At 61.6% G+C, this 21,236-nt stretch carries 14 protein-coding genes; 4 read left to right on the top strand and 10 right to left on the bottom strand.

Going from position 1 to position 21,236, the window contains the following annotated elements:
- The first annotated feature begins 91 nt into the window (after positions 1–91).
- Complete coding sequence (locus ACG33_RS10870) at positions 92–2,824, top strand: nitrate/nitrite transporter (protein ID WP_066921139.1); 2,733 nt, start codon at positions 92–94, stop codon at positions 2,822–2,824.
- A gap of 100 nt (positions 2,825–2,924) precedes the next feature.
- Here the strand turns inward: ACG33_RS10870 and ACG33_RS10875 are convergent, their stop codons facing one another.
- Genes ACG33_RS10875 through ACG33_RS10885 form a run of 3 tightly spaced genes read right to left on the bottom strand, consistent with a single transcriptional unit; the run spans position 2,925 to position 5,241 of the window.
- On the bottom strand, positions 2,925–3,740 hold the full coding sequence (locus ACG33_RS10875; protein WP_066921141.1) for a class I SAM-dependent methyltransferase: 816 nt from the start codon (positions 3,738–3,740) through the stop codon (positions 2,925–2,927).
- On the bottom strand, positions 3,737–4,330 hold the full coding sequence (locus ACG33_RS10880; RefSeq protein ID WP_083536785.1) for a DUF2478 domain-containing protein: 594 nt from the start codon (positions 4,328–4,330) through the stop codon (positions 3,737–3,739). Before ACG33_RS10880 ends, ACG33_RS10875 begins: the two co-directional genes overlap by 4 nt.
- Before the next feature lie 41 nt (positions 4,331–4,371).
- A complete protein-coding gene (locus tag ACG33_RS10885) occupies positions 4,372–5,241 on the bottom strand; it encodes a DUF364 domain-containing protein (protein WP_066921143.1) in 870 nt (289 codons plus the stop codon).
- 301 nt (positions 5,242–5,542) lie between these two features.
- Between ACG33_RS10885 and ACG33_RS10890 the strand changes: the two genes are divergently transcribed.
- Entirely contained in the window at positions 5,543–6,355 is an 813-nt protein-coding gene (locus ACG33_RS10890; RefSeq protein ID WP_066921145.1) for a TOBE domain-containing protein, read from the top strand.
- A gap of 56 nt (positions 6,356–6,411) precedes the next feature.
- On the opposite strand, the gene ACG33_RS10895 is transcribed toward ACG33_RS10890, so the two are convergent.
- The 7 genes from ACG33_RS10895 to ACG33_RS10930 all read right to left on the bottom strand — a co-directional run bounded on the left by ACG33_RS10895 (position 6,412) and on the right by ACG33_RS10930 (position 18,018).
- Complete coding sequence (locus ACG33_RS10895; protein WP_066921147.1) at positions 6,412–7,944, bottom strand: sensor histidine kinase; 1,533 nt, start codon at positions 7,942–7,944, stop codon at positions 6,412–6,414.
- Positions 7,941–9,800 carry a sensor histidine kinase gene (locus ACG33_RS10900; protein WP_168160072.1) on the bottom strand — a complete coding sequence of 620 codons (1,860 nt, stop codon included), beginning with the start codon at positions 9,798–9,800 and terminating at the stop codon, positions 7,941–7,943. Before ACG33_RS10900 ends, ACG33_RS10895 begins: the two co-directional genes overlap by 4 nt.
- Before the next feature lie 698 nt (positions 9,801–10,498).
- The gene (locus tag ACG33_RS10910) at positions 10,499–11,266 is read right to left on the bottom strand and encodes a peptidylprolyl isomerase (protein ID WP_066923240.1); all 768 of its coding nucleotides are present in this window, start codon (positions 11,264–11,266) and stop codon (positions 10,499–10,501) included.
- Positions 11,267–11,337: 71 nt separating this feature from the next.
- Complete coding sequence (gene narI, locus ACG33_RS10915; protein ID WP_066921153.1) at positions 11,338–12,045, bottom strand: respiratory nitrate reductase subunit gamma; 708 nt, start codon at positions 12,043–12,045, stop codon at positions 11,338–11,340.
- A complete protein-coding gene (gene narJ / locus ACG33_RS10920) occupies positions 12,042–12,731 on the bottom strand; it encodes a nitrate reductase molybdenum cofactor assembly chaperone (protein ID WP_066921154.1) in 690 nt (229 codons plus the stop codon). Before narJ ends, narI begins: the two co-directional genes overlap by 4 nt.
- Positions 12,728–14,272 (bottom strand): nitrate reductase subunit beta, encoded by a 1,545-nt coding sequence (gene narH / locus ACG33_RS10925; RefSeq protein WP_066921156.1) that lies wholly within the window; start codon positions 14,270–14,272, stop codon positions 12,728–12,730. The genes narJ and narH overlap by 4 nt, the downstream gene beginning before the upstream one ends.
- Entirely contained in the window at positions 14,269–18,018 is a 3,750-nt protein-coding gene (locus tag ACG33_RS10930) for a nitrate reductase subunit alpha (protein ID WP_066921158.1), read from the bottom strand. The genes narH and ACG33_RS10930 overlap by 4 nt, the downstream gene beginning before the upstream one ends.
- Before the next feature lie 852 nt (positions 18,019–18,870).
- Between ACG33_RS10930 and ACG33_RS10935 the strand changes: the two genes are divergently transcribed.
- Both ACG33_RS10935 and ACG33_RS10940 read left to right on the top strand, forming a co-directional pair.
- Entirely contained in the window at positions 18,871–20,316 is a 1,446-nt protein-coding gene (locus ACG33_RS10935) for a M48 family metalloprotease (RefSeq protein ID WP_157071763.1), read from the top strand.
- A gap of 125 nt (positions 20,317–20,441) precedes the next feature.
- Positions 20,442–21,200, top strand: a complete 759-nt coding sequence (locus tag ACG33_RS10940; RefSeq protein ID WP_066921162.1) for an MlaA family lipoprotein — start codon at positions 20,442–20,444, stop codon at positions 21,198–21,200.
- The last annotated feature ends 36 nt before the right edge of the window (positions 21,201–21,236 follow it).

Raw genomic sequence — 21,236 nt, forward strand, 5'->3', positions numbered from 1 at the left:
GCTTGATATAGAGCAAAAAATCGCCCCCCTCGAGGCTTGTACGATCGTGCCGTAAGTCGGCAAGACGCGAACGCAGCCACGAGGAACGCACGTGAGACAACTTGATTCCGCCACCGCAGATTCCTCCCGCGCATTGTGGCTATCGACCCTCGCCTTCACCGTTTGTTTCGCCGTCTGGACCCTGTTTTCGATCATCGGCATACAGGTCAAGAGCGATCTAGACCTGACGGAAACGCAGTTCGGCCTGCTGGTGGGCACACCGATTCTCACCGGCAGCCTCATCCGCCTCATTCTCGGTGTCTGGGCGGATCAGTTCGGCGGCCGCCGCGTCTATATCGGCGTCATGGTGAGCGCCGCCATCGCGACCTGGCTGCTGACTTACGCCCATGACTACCCGACCTTCCTGATCGCGGCCCTCGGAGTCGGCATCGCCGGCGGCTCCTTCTCGGTCGGCATCGCCTACGTCTCTCGCTGGTATCCCCCTAGCCGGCAGGGGACGGCGCTCGGCATCTTCGGCGCCGGCAATGTCGGCGCCGCCGTGACCAAGTTCGCGGCGCCGATGGTGATGGTCGCCTTCGGCTGGCAGATGGTGGCGAAGGCCTGGGCCGTCGGCTTGCTGCTGATCGCGGCCATCTTCTGGCTGGGCACCAAGGAAGATCCGGAACTGGAAAGACGCCGCAAGGCAGGCGTGAAAGGCGACTCGCTGACGGCCATGCTCGAGCCGCTCAAGAATGTGCAGGTATGGCGCTTTTCGCTGTACTACTTCTTTGTCTTCGGCGCCTTCGTCGCCCTCGCATTGTGGCTGCCGCGCTACTTGATGGGCGTCTACGATCTCGATATCCGCGCTGCCGGCATGCTCGCCGCATTTTATTCCGTGCCGGCAAGCCTGTTTCGCATCTACGGCGGCGTTCTTGCCGACAAATATGGTGCGCGGCGCGTCATGTACTGGACCTTCTCCGTCTCGGTGGTGTGCTGCTTCCTGCTCGCCTACCCGCCGACCGACTACATCGTGTACGGCATCCAGGGTCCGATGGCATTTCGTCTGGAAACCGGTCTCATCGGCTTCGTCGTCCTGGCATTCACGCTCGGCTTTTTCATGAGCCTCGGCAAGGCGGCCGTCTACAAGCATATCCCGGTGTATTACCCCGGACACGTGGGCGCCGTGGGCGGCGTCGTCGGCCTGGTCGGTGGCCTGGGCGGTTTCGTACTGCCGATCGCCTTCGGTGTCATGAACGATCTGACCGGCATCTGGCAAAGCTGCTTCATGCTGCTGTTCCTGATCGTCGCCGTATCGCTGCTGTGGATGCATGTTTCGATCCGCTCGATGGAACGCGAAGCGGCCGGCGCCGTGCTGCGCAAGCTGCCCGAATTGCCCGAAATGCAGGAGATCCACAAGCCGCAGCACGAGGGTGTTCTCGGCAGCCACCTGATCGAGGACTGGCGCCCCGAGGATCGCGCCTTCTGGGAAGGCAGCGGCCGCAGGATTGCTAACCGCAATCTTTGGCTGTCGATTCCATCGCTGCTGCTGTCCTTCGCGGTGTGGATGGTCTGGTCAGTGGTCGTGGCCAAGCTGCCGGCCATCGGGTTCGAGTACACCACGGATCAGTTGTTCTGGCTCGCGGCCCTGCCCGGCCTGTCAGGCGCCACCCTGCGGATCATCTACTCCTTCGTCGTACCGATCTTCGGCGGTCGGCTCTGGACGACACTCGCGACCTGGTCGCTGCTGATTCCGGCGCTGGGCATCGGCTTCGCGGTGCAGAATCCGCAGACGCCCTACTGGATCCTGCTGTTGCTGGCCTTGTTATGCGGCTTCGGCGGCGGCAATTTCGCCTCCTCGATGTCGAACATCTCGTTCTTTTTCCCCAAGGCGGAAAAAGGCCATGCGCTGGCGCTGAATGCCGGTCTCGGCAACCTTGGCGTCAGCGCGGTGCAATTCGTCGTGCCGCTGGTGATTACGGTGGGTGTATTCGGCTGGCTGGGCGGCGATCCGATCGTTTCCCGGGATCTCGTCGGCGAGCGGCAGCTGTGGCTGCAGAACGCCGGCTTCATCTGGGTGCCGTTCATCGTAGTTTCGGCGTTTGCCGCATGGTTCGGCATGAACGATCTGGCCAGCGCCAAGGCCTCGTTCGCGGAACAGGCGATCATCTTCCGGCGCTCGCAGAATTGGATCATGTGCTGGCTGTACACCGGCACGTTCGGTTCGTTCATCGGCTACTCGGCGGGTTTTCCGCTGTTGGCCAAAACGCAGTTCCCGGAAGTGGAGGTGCTGAAGTTCGCATTTCTGGGACCGCTCGTCGGCGCTTTGAGCCGCTCGCTGACAGGCTGGATCTCGGACCGCTGGGGTGGAGCGCGCGTGACATTCTGGGTGTTCGTCGGCATGGCGCTCGGCGTGTGCGGCGTACTGTATTTCCTCGGGACGCACAACTTTCCGGGATTCCTGGCGATGTTCATATTCCTGTTTTTCGTCAGCGGCGTGGGCAATGCCTCCACGTTCCAGATGATTCCGGCGATCATGCGCAAGGAAATGAATCGGCTCATGCCGCAAGCCAATGATATGGAGCGCACGCGGCAGGCGGAGAAGGAGAGTGCGGCGATCATCGGTTTCAGTTCCGCCATCGCCGCCTATGGCGCCTTCTTCATCCCTAAAAGCTATGGCACCTCGATCGCGCTGACCGGCGGGCCGCAGACCGCACTGTGGGCATTCCTTGGCTTCTACGCCAGTTGCATTCTGCTCACCTGGATAGTGTATACACGGCCCGGCGGACTGCTATACGACCTCGAGCGTCGGCGCATCGACACTGTCCCCGCGATGGCCGTCGACTGACGACCATGCGCCCGGTCGCCGATTCGCTCATACCTGTCTCGGGGGCGCCCGGTCCGGCTGATGAAGACGGACTGTCACGTCACCGCCTGACGGGTCAGACTCAGTCCGGCTGTTTGTCCCAGGAGATGAAAGCCCACTGCATCGGCGCCCGGACCGGGTTGGCGCCGGTACGTTCGCTCCAGCGGCGCAGGCGAGCCGTTTCATTCTCGTTCAGCCTGCCCAGCGACCAGCTGACGCGCTTGAGGAGATCGTCGAAATCGCCCGCATCCAGGTTGGCGTCATTGCGGATATAATCGACGCGCGGGTGGATGCCCATGGCATGCAGGATATTCACCACGTAGATGTAATCAGGCGCCGCAATGCGCTTGCGGCCGATGACCTCGAGAATCTCCTGGCTGACGAATTTTCCGCCCACCGTATGCGTTAGATATACCCTCTTGTTTGCCTTGTCGTTGAGCTTCTCGAGTGCAGCAGCCATGTCCTGGACGCTGGTGGAACGTGAAGCGACCACGATGTCGCAGGAAGGGATATCCGACCAATCATCCTCCCAGGCGCGCAGTATCGGTTGTACATTGTCCACGCCCAGCAGATCCGCGTTCGCAATCAAGGCGTCGAGCATTCCCTGGCTGTAGTCCAGGCCGTAGATCGTGCCGAGACGGGCGGCGAGCGGCAGGCTGATCGTGCCCGGGCCGCAACCCACGTCCAGCAAGGTGCTGCAGCCGGACAGATCCATCCGGCCGATGAATTCCTGCGCATAGCGGCTTTGCATGGATCTGCGGCTGATGCCATCGGCGCGCGCATCCCAGGCACTGGCCGGCTTGGGCAAGCGGGATGCGGCGGCCAAGTGTTCGCGATAAAGATGGGCGAAGTCGATGCCATGGATGCCCGTGGCGCTGCGAGGATCTGTCGTGGTCATATCGCTGTAATGAATCCTTCCGGCGTACCGCAAAGCGTGCCTTCCGCGAACGGCATGAAGCCGCTGCCAGTCGGCCTCGAACAGCGTAACAACCAGGCTTCCAGCACCTCGATCCGCGGCGGCAGCTCGACGCCCTCCCCTCCGGTAAAGTCACGCCAGGCCTCCAGGTAGCGCTCCGCGACGACGAGCAGCAGAGGCGTACGCTCGCTCATCAAAGAGAGCAATTCGTCGCTCAAACCTCCCCCCGTTGCTTCCAGGACACCAAAACGGTTGGCGATGACCAGGTCGGCTTTCTGCCTCAGGGCGTTGCGCAACACGATGCTAGCCGCGGCAATACCGGCCGGATCGAGGCGGCACGCCGATGAACCGGTGCCCAGATCCTGGGAAATCGGGAAACGGCTGGTAGGATCGTTCAGATCCACCAGCATCATCTGCTTGTACTTGCCGCCGCTCCTGCGGGTATGCTGCACCAGCCCGCGCACGCGCCAACCCTGTCGGCCCAGGCGCATGGCGAACTCGGCCAACAGTGCATCGGCGGCCTCCGGCTCGGAAGATACGATGGCGGCGATCGGCAATGGTGCTGAGGTCATGGCTGTAGCGACGAGGACAGCGAAATGGAAGTATCAGAGCATCAGGATGCCGGCGGCATATGCAGCGTCACCCGCTGTACGGTCTTGCCGAAGAAATGGTAACCGGATCCGCCTTCGGCGAGCAGTTCCAGCAATTCGTCACCGGCCAGCACGCGCGTGCCCCCGATCACGGTGACGCCGCGTCCGGCATAGGGTCGGACCAGCAACGGCGTCGTCGGACCGATCACCGCCGCCTGCGCCCCCGGGCGCAGCAGCCGCAGAAGACCGTCCAAGCTGCCATTGAGCAGCGTGGTGCCGGTGGTGATCAGCAGATCCGCTTGAGGAATCACCTGAGGCGCGCGCTCGGCCGGCTCATAATAGGGCAACTCGTCCGGCTTGAGCGTGCTCGGATCGAGTTCGAGCACGTTGAACGGCTGGCCGCGCTTGCGCAGGGCGCGCATATAGGGTGGAAACGCGCCGACCAATGCGACCCGGTCCTGAGGGCCCATCGTCAATGCATCGAAGGCATCGCCCGTGCTGACTTGCGCATCGGCCGGCGGTCCATCGCGCAACCACAGCAATTCCACCAGGGCATTGAGCGTGGCGATGGCCACGGCGCGACGCAGATCCTGAGGCCGATACAGATCATCGAGCAATTCCACTGCCTTGCGGCCGCGAATTCTGCCCGGCACCGGCATCGCCTTGGCCGAGCTTGGGCAACAGACGGCTTCGGGCACACTCTTGACCGGCGTTGCGCACAAACCGGCGGGACCGCCGGAAAGTTTGACTCCAGTGAAAAATATGCCGAGTACCGCCCGCTCCAGTTCCAATGAACCTGCCTCCGCACCCAGGCGTTGCAGTGTTTCGGCATGCAACTCCTGAAGCAAGGTCGAAGCAGGTAAGGACCGGGTGGTGGTGGCTGGAGAATTCATCGATACGAGTCCTGTCGGCAGTCTGCGCCCTGAGCAGCGGCAGGCTAGCTTTCACGACTCCTGTGAGCAGGTCAAGCGACACCTCCGACATCAGGTGATGGATGGGCAGTATGCGCCGGTATCGTCCGGCTCGCCATCGCCGCCGATCATCCGTCGCCAGGCGGCATGCTGAACGATATGCCAGGCGCTACACTGATCCGGCGCCGAGATCCGCCTGCAGGATCACCCCGCGCGACTGCCGGACTTGCGCCCCAAGAGCCGGCAATGGAAACATGTTTTCATCTCGGGAAAGGTTGCCGTCATGAGTAGCAAAAAGAGCCGTATCGAACTGCGCGGCGCGCTGTGGATGGCGGTAGGCGACAAGAATCTAGGCGGACCGGGTCGTATCGCGCTGCTGGCCAGAATCGCCGAATGCGGTTCGATCACCCAGGCCGCGAAAAAAATAAAAATGAGCTACAAGGCGGCCTGGGATGCGATTGATACCATGAACACGCTGGCCGGCGAGCCGCTGGTGGAACGGGCGGCAGGCGGCAAAGGCGGCGGCGGCACTCGCTTGACGCAGCGTGGCGAACAATTGGTGAACAACTTCAGGCTCATCGAGCGCGAACATCGCCGTTTCGTCGATGAGTTGAGCCTTCAATCTGCGCAGATCGCCGATGACCTGCTGTTGATAAAGAGGATGAGCATGAGAACCAGCGCACGCAACCAGTTCTACGGCAAGGTGGCGGACATCGCATCCGGGACGGTCAACGACGAGATACAACTGGAAATGCCGGGCGGATACAGGATCGTCGCCATCATCACTCGAGATAGTACCGCCAAGCTCGGACTTCAGATCGGCATGGAGGCCTTCGCCCTGATCAAGGCATCGTCGATCATCGTCGCCACCCGCGACGAGGCGGCGCGCTACTCGGCCCGCAATCGCCTGGTCGGTACCGTTTCGCGGCTGACGACTGGCGCGATCAACGACGAGGTGGCCATAGAACTACAGGGGGGGGGGACGATCGTTGCCATCGTTACGCGTGAAAGCAGCGCCTTGTTGCAGCTTTCCGTGGGTGCGCCCGCGGCGGCCCTGTTCAAGGCCTCCAGCGTGATCCTGGGGATTCCGGCATAGCGCTGTCGATCCCGGCTCGCACGCATCCTGCCCAATGAACGTTACCGATGCAGCGTTCAATCCGGATCGCGCGGCATCGGGCTGTCCGCCTTCGGTAGCCAGAACTCCACGCTTGCGCCCACGCCTATCTCTCCAGTGATCGTTACGTCGCCCTCGTGCCGGTGAACGATACGCTGCACGATGCATAAGCCGATGCCGCTGCCTTCGTATTCGGACTGCGGGTGCAGACGTTCGAATGCCTTGAACAACTTGCCGGTATATGCCGAATCGAAGCCGGCGCCGTTATCCTGAATACAATAACTCACCATATTCGCATCCTCGCTGCCCGAAACATGTACCTCGGGTGAGGCGCTGCGACGCGAAAACTTCACTGCATTCGAAAGCACATTGATCCACACCTGTCGCAGCAGCCCCTCATCGGCGTACACATCCGGCAGTTTCGCCAAGAACAGTGCCGGCGGCTGCGCCACGCCGGCAGTCACTGTCGACCACGCGGCTTTCACGAGTTGCGTCATATCGACACGCTGACGGACGAGACCGACATGACTCAGGCCGGACAGGCGCAGATAATCATCGATCATGGTCGCCATCTGGCAGGCCCGATCCGTCACGACGCTGAGCAGCCGCTGACCTTCCGACGGTAATGCAGCGCCATGCTCATCGACGAGGCGTGTCGTGAACTGGTTGATTGCCCGTAACGGCGCCTTCAGATCATGAGCGATGCTGTGTGCGAACGACGAAAGATTCTGGTTGGCTGCTTCCAGCTGCGCGATTCGCCGCTGAATCTTGTCTTCCAGCTTGTAATGCTGCTCACGCTGCTGTTGTTCCTGATGCTTGCGCATGCTGGCGTCCCGGAATACGACGACCAACCCGGCCATGCGGCCGCCTTCGTCGCGTATCGGCGCAACCGAGTCATCGATCGGCAGCACGCTGCCGTCGCGCCTCGTCAATGTCGCTTCATCCAGATTCACCACGACGCCCTCGTGCATGGCCTGTTCGATCACATTCGCAAATGTATCGCCCGACGGCGTCCTGATACGAAATACTTCGACCACCGGACGCCCGGTGGCTTCTTCCTGCGTCCAACCGCTCAGCTGCTCGGCAACCGGATTGACATAACTCACGCGCAACTCGCCGTCGATCGTGATCACCGCATCGCCGATGCTGTTCATCGTCGTCGCCAACCAGCGTTCCATCTTCACGAGTTTCTGCTCGGCGCGGCGCCGGCGCATTGCCGTCTCCAGCGTCGCCGCCAACGAACGCTTGTCGAAAGGCTTCACGATATATCCGAACGGTTCGGTCGTCGTCGCCTCCTTCAAGGTCGAGGCGTCGGCATGTGCGGTCAAAAATACGACCGGCACGTCGAACTCTTCGCGAAATCGGCGAGCCACGTCGATACCCGTCAGCGAACCTTTGATATTGATATCGACGAGTGCCAGATCGGGGCGAACCACGCTGACGTATGAGAACGCATCGGCGGCGTTATCGACCACACCGCCGACCTCATAGCCGAGTTGCTCTAGCCGCATCGAAAGATCCTCGGCAACCAGGCTCTCATCTTCGATGACCAGAATGCTCAACGGCCTCATTTACTCTTCATCCCCGCGATCGGAAAGCTGATGGCGACGACGGTGCCGGGCCCCGCTCCGACCGACAGTTTGGCATCGAGCTGCCGAATGAGATTGCGTACGATCGTCATGCCCAGCGTTCTGGCGTTAAGGAAACTGTCCGTATGCACGCCACCAACACCGTCATCCGCGACCTCGATGCATGCTCGTCCCTGTTCGCAATGACGCACGCTAACGCGTAAAAGTCCTTGCGAACGACCTTTGAAGGCATGTTTCAATGCATTCGATATCAATTCGTTCATGATCAGACTCGCAGGCACCGCACGCTCGATGTCGATGACGATCGGCTCGACAGCGAATTTCGTGGTAATTCGCGGCCCGATGCCTTCACTGATCAATAGCGTAGTAATCTCTCGAGCCAGTTCGCTCAAATCGATACGGCGCAGATCGGTAGCGCCATACAGCTTCTCGTGCACCAAAGCCATGCTCATGACGCGCTGACGGCAATCCTCGAGCGGCTCCTGCACCGCCGGTTCGTCGGTCTTTGCCGCCTGTAGCGCCAGCATGCTCGCCACCACCTGAAGATTGTTTTTCACCCGATGGTGGATCTCCTTGAGCAGCAACTCCTTCTCCTCCAGAGACTCGCGCAGACGCTGCTCCGTCTGCCGGCGCAGCGTAATATCGCGAACGGCGGCAACCACGAGATTCCGCTCGGGCAGCATCACCGGACTGAAGGCGATTTCCACATCGAATCGCGAACCGTCACGCCGCCATGCCTGCAATTCACGTCCCTGCCGCGTGATTGCCTCGCCGTGTCCGGCCGCGAACGTTTCGCTGTACCCGGCGTGACGGTGCGGCGATTCCTCCGGTATCAGCCGCTCTATATTGCAGCCGATCAATTCGGTACGGCTATAACCGAACTGTCGTTCGGCCATGTCGTTGGCCAGTACGATGCATCCCGCGGCATCGACGATCAGCATCGCATCCGGCGCGGCTTCCAGAATGCTGCGCATAAGTATTTCCGAACTCGTACTGTGCTCGAGCGCGCCAGCCAGCGCGCGCCGCGAATGCAACGCCGCCGCCATCAGGACGGACATGGTGGCGCCAATCGCAATAGTCAACTCGGGTACGCGCGAGGTCGGTACGTCGGAGAACTCGTGGAACAGGACCGCGCCAAGCGACGCCGTGCAGGCCAACCCGGAAATGAGCGCCGCCCAGGGCAGCCAGCGCGGAAAAAATTTTTCCTCGTTCCGGATCGACAAGGCGCCGAGCGCCACCGCGGCGACGACGAATCCGCCGGCGGCGTGCACGGCGATACCCGCTGACGCGCCCCAACCGTAGGCAATCGGCGTTTTTGTCGCGTAGCCGATGAGCGAGGTGGCCGACAGGCCGGCGATGATGGAAGCAAGCAGGCCGACGAAGGTCGAACTCGATCCAGATGGTCGAATGCCGAGCGTGACAAAACCGATACCGGACAGGGTACAGAGTACCGCAGTGATCGGCGCCATGCGTCCCGGCGTCGCACCGGGTTCGATCAGGAAGGCGTTCACGAACAACTGATCGATACCTAAATCGATCTGTATTAGATCCTGCGCCAGCGTCAAGGCGCCGACGGCAGTGGCGAACAGTGCACACACGAGTGCGGCACAGCGCTTGTTCTTGAGCAGCAGTGCGGCACTGAGTCCTAGAGCAATGAAGCCGAGCGCTGCATTGAACTTCATCGGTGCGCCGTCGGCTCGCAGTTTGACCAGCGCCGTATCACCAACCAGCCAAGCCAGGCAGACGCCGCCGCCGCCGGCGATCAGCATGAACGCAGTTGCGCCCGCCAGCAGTTCTCTACGCCAGTCGCTCCCGCCGGATTTCGAGCCGATATTCAATACTATTCTCGACTGACCACACTTCATGTGGCGTCGGATTCCATCATCGAGCCACGCCTTTTTATCCGACATGCGATGCCGCCGGAATCAGCGCGGAGTTTACGAGAACCTCATTAATTCCCGCGTAAGGTTTTTCCTACATTATTGATCGGGCTTCTCTATGCAAAATAACAAGGGAATCCCGGGGCTTGACGATACATGCCAGTTGCCGCGGACGGCCCGGAAACGTCCTGTGCCGATCACTTCGCAGCGGCTCAAGCGCATCACCACAGCCTGCCGGCCGGTCTGTTCCATAACGGCCGCAGCCTGATCGGTCTGCTCGATACCGAGCTTACCGCCCCGGTTCGATGACATAATCTTCCCTACGATATCGGCGGCATGCCTTATGAAAAGGTCGTTTTATTGATGGCCGCCCCGCTACCGCCGCCAGACGTGTGCCGCTTGTCACGCACACCGGTAATACATTGCTCTGTTCCCTGATTTTTCCAGCGGAATTTGCGCCTTGCAACGCTAGGGGAGAGTCTCCTGCGGCCCATTGGCAAGGCCTCCGCCATGATCTGCGGCATGCGGCGCCCAGCGCCGTTCAGGGCGAGCCGATGGCCGACGATGCAATGGAGTCGATGAATCCGAGGATGCCGGCGACCTCGGTATGATGACCGACGGACGACCGCCAGGTGCAAAGACGGCAGTGCGGCGTTCTACGAATCGGCCAGGCCACGCACCCCGTAGCGCTCCTGCAGCTGCGCCAGGTACCGATGCAGCGCATGCTGACGAGCCTGGACCGACAGATAGGCCGCGATACGCGCCCGGCTTCTCTCGAAACCCAACGGCGCACCATGGTGGATTTCATCGATCCATACCACATGATGGCCGTAGCGCGACTCGACGGTAAGCCCGGCGAGCCCTTCCCGCAGCATGAAGATCTGTCGATCGAATTCCGGCGTGGTCTGGCCGCGTTCGAGCCAGCCGAGCGCGCCGCCCTGAGTGCGCGATGGGCAGGCGGACCAGCGCAGCGCGCTGGGCGCAAATCCTTGTGGATACTCCGTCAGCTCGGCGATCAGCGTCTCGCCGCGACACCTGGCCTCGAGGCGCGCAGAGACGTCATCGGGTGCCGCCGCCAGCAGAATGTGGCGTACTCGGATGCGATCGGGCTCGCGAAGACGTTGACGATTGTTTTCGTAGTAGCGCCGGCAGTCGTCCTCACCGGGCTCCGGAATCTCCAGCTCCCGTTCCAGCAACACGCGAATAGCCGCCTCCTCACCGGTTTCCTGACCGATCGGCTGCGCGCTCTGCGCAATATGCAACCGCTCGATCTCGCGCCTCAGCAACTCGCGCACCACCAGCGCCCGCGCGGCTTCGCGGCGCGCCCGGGACGGATCGCGGGCAGGATGATGCTGCATTTCACGGGCGATTTCCGCCTCGCTAATCGCGGTATCGGCAACGACAAGCGCCTCGAGCGCCGGCATCGGTCCCTCCCCTGCGCCCGGCGCAGCAGGCCGGCCGGCCTGCCGAATGCCGCTTGTAATCGAAGCATCCATCATCCGGGGCCCGGCCCATAGCGCAGCGACGCCTGCCGCCGGCGCACCACCTGATAGGGGCGTTTCAGATAGCCCACCGGAATACTCCACACATGCACCAGGCGCGTGAAGGGCGCCACCAGCAGCAGCGTCAGCCCCAGGAACACATGCGCCTTGTAGACCCAGTGCGCATCGGCGATATATTCCGCAGCGCCCCAACGAAATGTCACGATGTGTTGCGCCCACTCGGCCAGCTTGACCATTTGCGCGCCGTCCAGATGCCCGGCGGACACGACGATACTGATCATGCCCAGCACCAACTGCGCCCACAGCAGCCACAGAACGACGATATCGCGTGCGGCGCCGGTGACGCGAATACGCGGATTGGCCATGCGTCTGACGATCAAGATCGTCAGACCGATAAAGCACAGCACGCCGAAAACACCTCCCACGAGCATCGCCAGCAGCTGCTTGGCGCCTGCGCTCATGAAAGGTTCATAAAGGGCATGCGGCGTCAGCAAACCGACGAAATGGCCGGCCAGGATCGCCAGCACGCCGACATGAAACAGATTGCTGCCTGCCCGCATGCCGCGATTGGACAGCAGCTGACTCGAACCGGAACGCCAGGTATACGCATCCTTGTCGAAACGAGCCCAACTACCGATCAGAAGCAGGGTGACCGCAATATAGGGATAGACTTGAAAACAGAATTCGTTGAGATACTTCATGCTCTGCTCTCTTTATGCGCCACCCGCTCGACACCGGCGGGCAGCCGGTCCGGTGGCGCGCAATCCACATCGGGCGCCCGTGCGCCGAAGCGCACCGTCTCCTCCTCCCACACGCGATCCAGCGCCTGCGGCGTATCGTCACGGGCTTCACCGGCCACGCTGCGCCGAATCGTCTGCAGATTGGACCGTTCTCCGGAGAATTCGGCCAGCAATTCGAACAGCAGCGCATAGGCGCTTTCGCGCTCCGCCGCACGCGCTGCCAGCAGTTCGATGATATGACGCGTATGGCCCAACCAGTCGCGCGCCTCATCGAGCGGGCGCAGCGACAAATACTCGAGTACCAGCGGCAGATAATCGGGCAGTTCGCGTACGGCCAGCACGAAGCCATTGTCCTGGTAGGCCTGCATCAGGTCGGCCATGGCCTGGCCGCGATCGCGGGATTCCCCATGGATATGCTCGAACAGCAGCAGGCTCATGGCGCGACCGCGGTCGAACAATGATACCCAGCGCTCCTGCATGGTGATGGGATCGGCGTCCATCAGTGCGGTGACGAATCCGGTCAGCTGCGCAGTGCGCTGCGGCGACAAGCAGGGATCCGCGGCGGCGGCGATCAATTCTTCACGATGCAGCCATAGCTCGTCATCGGGATAGTCGAGCAGCACGCCGATCAGCTTGAGCAGTTTCATACCGGCTCCGAATCCTTTTCCTGCCGTGCCGGCGGAACCTGGTAAACCGTCTGCTTGCGCCCGCCGAACAGCACCTCACCGCTCGAACCGCTGCAGCCGTTGCCGAAGGTGAAGCCGCAGCCGCCGCGCTCGCCGAAGGCGTCATTCGCATATTCCCGATGCGCGCTCGGAACGACAAAGCGATCCTCGTAATTGGCGATAGCGAGATAGCGATACATCTCCTCTGCCTGCGCGCGACTTAGACCTGCCTGCTGCAGTACATCGGCATCTTCGACGCCGTCCACGTTCATGGCGCGGCGCCAGGCACGCATCGCCAGCATCCGCTCCAGCGCCCTGATCACGGGCGCCTCATCCCCGGCGGTCAGCAGATTCGCCAGATAACGCACCGGGATACGCAGCGAGCGCACGTCGGGAAGCTCGCCGTTCATGCCGATCCTTCCGCCATCGGCCGCGGACTGGATCGGCGATAAGGGCGGTACATACCAGACCATCGGCAAGGTGCGGTATTCGGGATGCAGCGGCAGCGCCAGCTTCCAATCGATGGCCAGTTTGTACACCGGCGAGGCTTTTGCAGCCGCCAGCCAGCTCTCCGGTATGCCTTCGCGGCGGGCGGCAGCGAGTACCTCGGGATCGTGCGGGTCGAGAAAAATATCGAGATGCGCCTGGTATAGATCCTTTTCCGCCGGTGTCGCCGCCGCCGCTTCGATGCGGTCGGCGTCATACAGCATGACGCCGAGATAGCGGATTCGCCCGACGCAGGTTTCGCTGCATACGGTCGGTTCACCGGCCTCGATGCGGGGATAGCAGAAAATGCATTTCTCGCTCTTGCCGCTCTTCCAATTGTAGTAGATCTTCTTGTAAGGACAGGCGGATACGCACATGCGCCAGCCGCGGCACTTGTCCTGATCGATCAGGACGATGCCGTCTTCCTCGCGCTTGTAGATGGCGCCGGACGGGCAAGCAGCGACACATGCAGGATTGAGGCAGTGTTCGCACAGGCGCGGCAGATACATCATGAACGTGCGCTCGAACGCGCCGTAGATGTCTTTTTGCACGGCATCGAAATTCTTGTCCTGCGAACGCTTCGAGAATTCGGTGCCCAGGATTTCTTCCCAATTCGGCCCCCAATGGATTTTTTGCATGCGCTCGCCCGTGATCAGCGAGCGGGGCCGCGCCGTGGGCTGATGCTCGCCCTGCGGCGCCTCATGAAGATGCTGATAGTCGAAATCGAACGGTTCATAGTAATCATCGATCTGCGGCAGATCTGGATTGGCAAAGATTTTCGAGAGTATCCGCCAGCGTCCACCGGACTTGAGTGTGAGCTTGCCGTCGCTGGTACGGATCCAGCCGCCGTTCCACTTGTCCTGATTCTCCCACTCCTTTGGATAGCCGATTCCCGGCTTGGTCTCGACGTTGTTGAACCAGGCGTACTCGACGCCTTCACGCGACGTCCAGACATTCTTGCAGGTGATCGAACAGGTATGACAGCCGATGCATTTGTCCAGATTGAGCACCATGGCGATCTGTGCACGGACTTTCATGGCGCCACCTCCTGTGCGGTCGCCGCAACGGGTTCGCCGTCCAGCCAGTCGACCTTGCTCATTTTTCGCACCACCACGAACTCGTCACGATTCGTGCCGGTCGTTCCGTAGTAATTGAAACCATAGGACAATTGCGCATAGCCGCCGATCATATGGGTAGGTTTCACCACCGTGCGGGTTACCGAGTTATGAATGCCGCCGCGCGTACCGGTAATCTGCGCCCCAGGCATGTTCAGGATGCGCTCCTGGGCGTGATACATCATCGCCATCCCGGGCATCACCCGCTGGCTGACCACGGCCCGCGCCACGATAGCCCCATTGACGTTGAACAGCTCTATCCAATCGTTATCGACGATCCCGGCGTTACGGGCATCGTCCTCGCTGATCCACACGATCGGACCGCCGCGCGACAGGGTTTGCATGATGAGATTGTCGGAGTAGGTGCTATGGATGCCCCATTTCTGATGCGGAGTGATCCAGTTGAGCACAATCTCCTTGTTGCCGTTCGGCTTGGCGCCGAGAATCGGCCGAATCGTCCGCGTGTCGACCGGCGGACGATAGCCCATGAAACCTTCGCCGAAAGCACGCATCCACTCATGATCGAGATAGAACTGCTGCCGCCCGCTGAGCGTGCGCCAGGGAATCAGCTCATGGACATTGGTGTAACAAGCGTTGTAGCTGACATGCTCGTCCTCGAGCCCCGACCACACCGGACTCGAAATGATCTTGCGCGGCTGCGCCTGGATATCGCGAAAACGGATCGCCTCATGCGCCTTGCCGACGGCAAGATGGGTATGCTCACGGCCCGTGAATTTTTCGAGTGCCGCCCACGCCTTGACCGCAACATGACCATTGGTCTCGGGCGCCAGTGACAGGATGACCTCGCACGCATCGATGGCGGACTCGATGCGAGGCCGGCCCTGGCTGACCCCCGCCTCCGTCACTCGATGATTGAGGTCTGCGACCATGTCGATCTCGTCCTGGGTGTCCCAGGCAAGACCCTTGCCCGCATTGCCCTGCCGATCCAACAAGGGTCCCAGTGATGTGAATTTTTTATATAAATTGGGGTAGTCCCGTTCGACGACCACCATCGACGGCATGGTTTTTCCCGGCACCGGCTCGCAGTCGCCCCTCTTCCAATCGGTCACCCCGAAGGGCATGGCCAGTTCGCCCGGCGTGTCGTGCAGCGTCGGCACCAGCACCAGATCCTGCTCGACATCCAGCACGCCCGGTGCCAGGGCGCTCAGGGTGCGAGCGATTCCCTTGAAGATCTCCCAGTCGCTGCGCGATTCCCAGGCAGGATCGACCGCCTTGGAGAGCGGATGAATGAACGGATGCATGTCGGAGGTGTTGAGATCGTCCTTCTCGTACCAGGTCGCGGTCGGCAGCACGATGTCGGAATACAGCGCCGTCGTGCACATGCGAAAGTCGAGCGTGACCAGCAGATCGAGCTTGCCCTCGGGCGGCTCCTCGCGCCAGCGGACCTCCTCGGGCCGGCTGGCGCCCTGCTCGCCCAGATCCTTGCCCTGCACGCCGTGGCGGGTCCCGAGCAGATGCCTGAGCATGTACTCATGACCCTTGCCCGATGAACCCAACAGGTTGGAGCGCCAGATAAACAGGTTGCGGGGAAAATTCCGGGGCGCATCCGGATCGGCATAGGCAAAATCCAATGCGCCGCTCTTGAACCCTTGGACCGCGTGGGTCACCGGATCCAGGCCGTTGGCGGCCGCCTCGCGTGTAACCTCGAAGGGGTTGCGGTCGAGTTGCGGCGCCGAGGGCAGCCAGCCCATGCGTACGGCGCGCAGGTTGAAATCGATCATGCTGCCGGTGTATTTGGCCGGATCCGCCAGCGGCGAAAGGATGTCGCGGATTTCCAGTTTCTCGTAGCGCCACTGGTCGGAATTGAAATAGAAGAACGACGTCCCGTTCATCTGCCGCGGCGGACGGCTCCAGTCCAGCCCGAAAGCCAGCGGTGTCCAGCCCGATTGGGGTCGCAGTTTCTCCTGCCCGACGTAATGCGCCCAGCCGCCGCCCGACTGTCCTACGCAGCCGCACATGACCAGCATATTGATCAAGCCGCGATAGTTCATATCGTTGTGGTACCAGTGATTCATCGCCGCACCCACGATGATCATCGATCGGCCACGAGTCTTGTCGGCGGTACGGGCGAATTCCCGGGCAATCTCGATCACCTGCGCACGCGGTACGCCGGTGATCTTTTCCTGCCACGCCGGTGTGCCCGGCACATCCTCGTCATAGCTGCTCGCGACATGGCTGCCGCCGAAGCCCCGATCCAGTCCATACTGCGCCAACAGCAGATCATAGACCGTGGCAACCAGGCACTCGCGCCCATCCGCCAGCGTCAGCCGCCGCACGGGTACGTTCTTGCCGAGAATGTCTTGGTGCTTGCTTGCAACCCACTGCTCATGCGCCACACCGCCGAAATACGGAAAACTTACCGTGACGATGCCGTCGTGGACGCCGGCAAGGCTCAAGCGCAGACGGGTTTCGCGTCCCCTGCTGTCGCGTTCCTCGACATTCCATTTACCTTGTTCGCCCCAGCGAAAACCGACAGAACCGTTCGGCACGACCATCTCGGCGTTGTTATCGTCGTAGGCGAGCGTTTTCCACTCGGGGTTGTTGCTTTCACCGAGAGCGCCGTCGAGATCGCTGGCGCGCAGATAGCGGCCCGCTTCATGGCTGCCGTCCGTACGACGGTCTATCTGCACCAGCAACGGCATATCGGAATACTGTCGGCAATAATCCAAGAAATATGCTGAAGGCTGGTCGAGGTGAAATTCACGCAGAATCACATGGCCGAAGGCAAAAGCAAGCGCGGCATCCGTACCCTGCTTCGGGTGCAGCCATACGTCGGTGAGCTTGGCGACTTCCGAGTAGTCCGGCGTAATGGCGACGGTCTTGGTGCCGTTGTAGCGCGCCTCGGTAAAGAAATGGGCATCGGGCGTGCGAGTCTGCGGCACATTCGAGCCCCAGGCAATGATGTACCTGGAGTTGTACCAATCGGCGGATTCCGGGACATCCGTCTGTTCGCCCCAGACCTGCGGCGAGGATGGCGGCAGATCGCAGTACCAATCATAGAAGCTGAGACAAGCGCCGCCCAGCAGGGACAGGTAGCGCGCACCCGCAGCGTACGACACCATCGACATCGCCGGGATCGGCGAAAAGCCCAGTACACGGTCCGGACCGTATTTCCTGCAGGTGTACAAGTTGGCCGCGGCGATGATCTCGTTGGCCTCGTCCCAGGTTACGCGCACGAAACCGCCCATGCCGCGAGCGGTTTTATAGCGCTGGGCACAGGCCGGGTCTTCCACGATGCTGGCCCAGGCATCCACGGGCGCCAGCGTGGCGCGCGCGGCGCGCCATAATTTCAGCAGGGCGCCGCGCATCAACGGATGCTTGACGCGATTGGCGCTGTACAAGTACCAGGAATAACTGGCACCGCGCGGACAGCCCCGTGGTTCATGATTGGGCAGGTCGGCGCGAGTACGTGGATAGTCGGTCTGCTGCGTCTCCCAGGTGACGAGGCCGTTTTTGACATAGATCTTCCAGCTGCATGAGCCGGTGCAGTTCACGCCGTGGGTGGAACGCACGATCTTGTCGAATTGCCAGCGGGCGCGGTAACCGTTTTCCCAGCGTCGATCTTCACTGCGCGTCACGCCATGGCCGTTGGAGAAGGGCTCATGCTTGCGCTTGAAGAATGTCAGACGGTCGAGGAAGTAACTCATGAGTGCACCACTGCCAGGCGGCGAGTCTCGTACTCTCGGGCGGATGGGCAGGCGTGGCGGATTCTTGACTCAGAGCGTGCGGAATCCATGTTGGAACGACTGCCAGGCATGCTTCACCTCCGATGATTGAGTCGACAGAGAAGTCGACGGATTACGAAGGCGTGATCGACGGTCGACTTTCTGCGAGGCGCGCAGTGTTCCCGACACGCTCTGCCGGTTTTTTGATACTCGTCAATTGACGCGTCTCCGGACGCGCAACAGGTGACAATCATTATCCGGCCAGTGGAATTTATGCCTGTAAATTCAGTGATTAAATGCGAATCCTACGGTCCGAATCATGGGCCTGCGACAATTACGGTGACGACTAGGTGGCGCCACGTGCATGTCTCGCCATCGCTGCCGGACCCCACCCGGCAATAGCCCATGCGTCGCACGCGCCCGGTGCCGCGCACCCGATTGACTAGCCTCAAAGCAAATCATCGTCCAAACCGGTATGTTGCAACGCATCCAGGATGCCGAGGTGCCGCCAAGCCGTGTGGCGTACTTGCATCACACGCGATGCCGCAGCATCCATCACCTGCGATGCCGCAGCATCCATCACCTGCGATGCCGCAGCATCGACGCTATGCCGACACACGCTCCCGACGTCTGTCGCAACCGAATTGCGGTCTGTGGTCCGGGTTGGGACGCCCCCCCTTTATGTCCCTTCCGAGACCACGGACCGCAATACCCGCACCCGGCGGATAATCAAATCCCGCGCCGATATCCGCTTTTTATCGAACCGACCGCACGGCCGCCGGTCCAAGCTTCCATGCCTTTACTCATTTCCTCTCCGGCACCACACTGGCGATCGTGAAATCTGTCGCCATATTGCTTTTGAGCGCCTTGCTGTCTTTCGGCGCGGCCGCCCAGTCCGACCCGAACGATCTGCCCGACATCGGCAGTCCGGCACAGGCCACCCTGACCCTGCAGGACGAATATCAGATCGGGCGTATGATCGTGCGCGGACTGCGTGATCAGGACCAGATCCTGGAAGATCCGGAAGTCACCGAGTACATCCGCTCGCTGGGTTACCGCTTGTCCAGCCAGGCGCACGACGGCACGCAGCGCTTCAACTTCTTCATGGTGCGCGACAACAGCATCAATGCCTTTGCCCTGCCCGGCGGCTTCATCGGCGTGAACGCCGGCCTGGTGTTGGCAACCAGGAACGAAAGCGAGTTGGCCGGCGTGCTCGCGCACGAAATAGCCCACGTCACTCAGCGTCATATCGCCCGCAGCATCGCTGCTCAAAGCCGCTCGAGCCTGGTGTCCACCGCGGCGATGCTGGCGGCGATCCTGGTCGGCGCCGCCGCCGGTGGCGGTGACGCCGCGGTGGCGGGCATGGCCGCAGCCCAATCACTGGCGATTCAGCAGCAGATCAGTTTCACGCGATCGAACGAAACCGAAGCGGATCGGATCGGGCTGGGCATCCTCGCCCGCGCCGGCCTGGATCCTCAGGGCATGCCCTCCTTTTTCGAAACCATGAGCCGCCGCGCCGGCAGCAGCGAAATGAACATTCCGGAAATGCTGCGCACCCACCCGGTGACCGCCAACCGTATCGCCGAAACCCGGGAACGCGCCGCCCAACTAAACGTGACGCCGACACCCGACAGCCCGAGCTATACGCTCACCCGGGAACGGCTGCGGGTATTGTCTACGCCCCCCGGTCAGGATGCGCGCGCCTATTATGCCGCTACCATCAAGAACGAACCGGATGCGACCACCGGTCAGCGCTACGGGCAGGCGCTCGCCATGATGCTGGCCGGCCAGCCGGCCAAGGCCGCGCCCATCTTCCAGAGGCTGCGCGATGCCGATCCCACCCTGCTGCAATATCACACGGCGCTCGGCCAGGCGCAGTTGCTCGCCGGACAAGGCGACGCCTCATTGGCGACGCTGAAACATGCGAGCGAACTGTTTCCGCGCAATATCGCGGTAACCATTCGCTACGCCGAATCCCTGATGCAGTTGGGCGACCCCAAGCGTGCCCACGAAATCCTGCTGGATCTGTTCAATGTGGTTCCGCCGACTCCCGAACAGGCTCGCCTGACGGCTCTAGCGGCGAATGCCGCGGGTGATGTAGCCGATTCCTACTATTACATGTCGGAATATCACCTGCTCAGCGGCGATCTGCCATTGGCCGTCAACCAGTTGCAGCTGGCTCTGGCCGTCCCGCGGCTGACGACGGTGCAGCGAGCCCGCTTCCAGGCCCGCCTCGATGAAGTCCAGGCGGCCCTGCCCAAACGCAGTCGATCCAGATGATTCACCGGCAGGGAGGGCTCACAAGAGCAGCCTGGCGCCATCCCAGAAGCTGAATGCTCCGAATACAATTACAATAGGCGACCCGGCGCGATTCGACACGCGCCATCCACTAGGACCTGGAACGCATGTCAAGCAAGATACGCGCTGTTGCCGCGGCGCTCGTGATCGCCGCATTGGTCTCGGGCTGCGCGGCGACACCCGGTAAGACCACCCAGGAGGATCGCTGGGAAGGATTGAATCGCGGCGTCTACAAATTCAACGACGCGCTCGACCGGGCAGCTCTGAAACCGGCAGCCAAAGGCTACAAAAAAATCACTCCCGGCTGGATGCGTACCGGTGTCGGTAACTTCTTCAGCAATCTTGGCTACCCGTCGACCTTCATCAACCAGTTTCTGCAAGGCAAGGCGGTGCTCGGCTTGCGCGATACGGCTCGCTTCCTGGTCAACTCCACGATCGGACTGGCCGGCTTCCTGGATGTCGCCACGTCCATGGGACTGGAAAAGCACGACGAGGACTTCGGCCAGACGCTGGCCGTCTGGGGTGTGGGCTCAGGCCCTTATTTGACCCTGCCGCTGTTCGGTCCCTCGACGATGCGCGATGCGCCTTCCCGCGTGGTCGAATTTTTTCTGGATCCCCTGGATCTGGCGGACATTCCCTGGGAAGCCGACTGGGGCAAGAAAGCCCTGCATGCCGTGCATGCCCGCACGGATCTGCTCCCGCTCGATGCCACCCTGCAGCGTGCCTTCGATCCCTATGCATTCGTCCGCGACGCCTGGCTGCAACGGCGTGAATACGTCATTTACGACGGCAACCCGCCGCCGGAAGATTTCGACGAAGCGTTTTACGAAGACTTCGACGAGGAGGATCTGGACACGACGCCCTGATCGATCAGGAAACAGCCCCGGCAGGAAACAGCCTGG

The sequence above is a fragment of the Steroidobacter denitrificans genome, assembly GCF_001579945.1.
In the GTDB taxonomy this organism is placed as follows: Bacteria; Pseudomonadota; Gammaproteobacteria; order Steroidobacterales; family Steroidobacteraceae; genus Steroidobacter; species Steroidobacter denitrificans.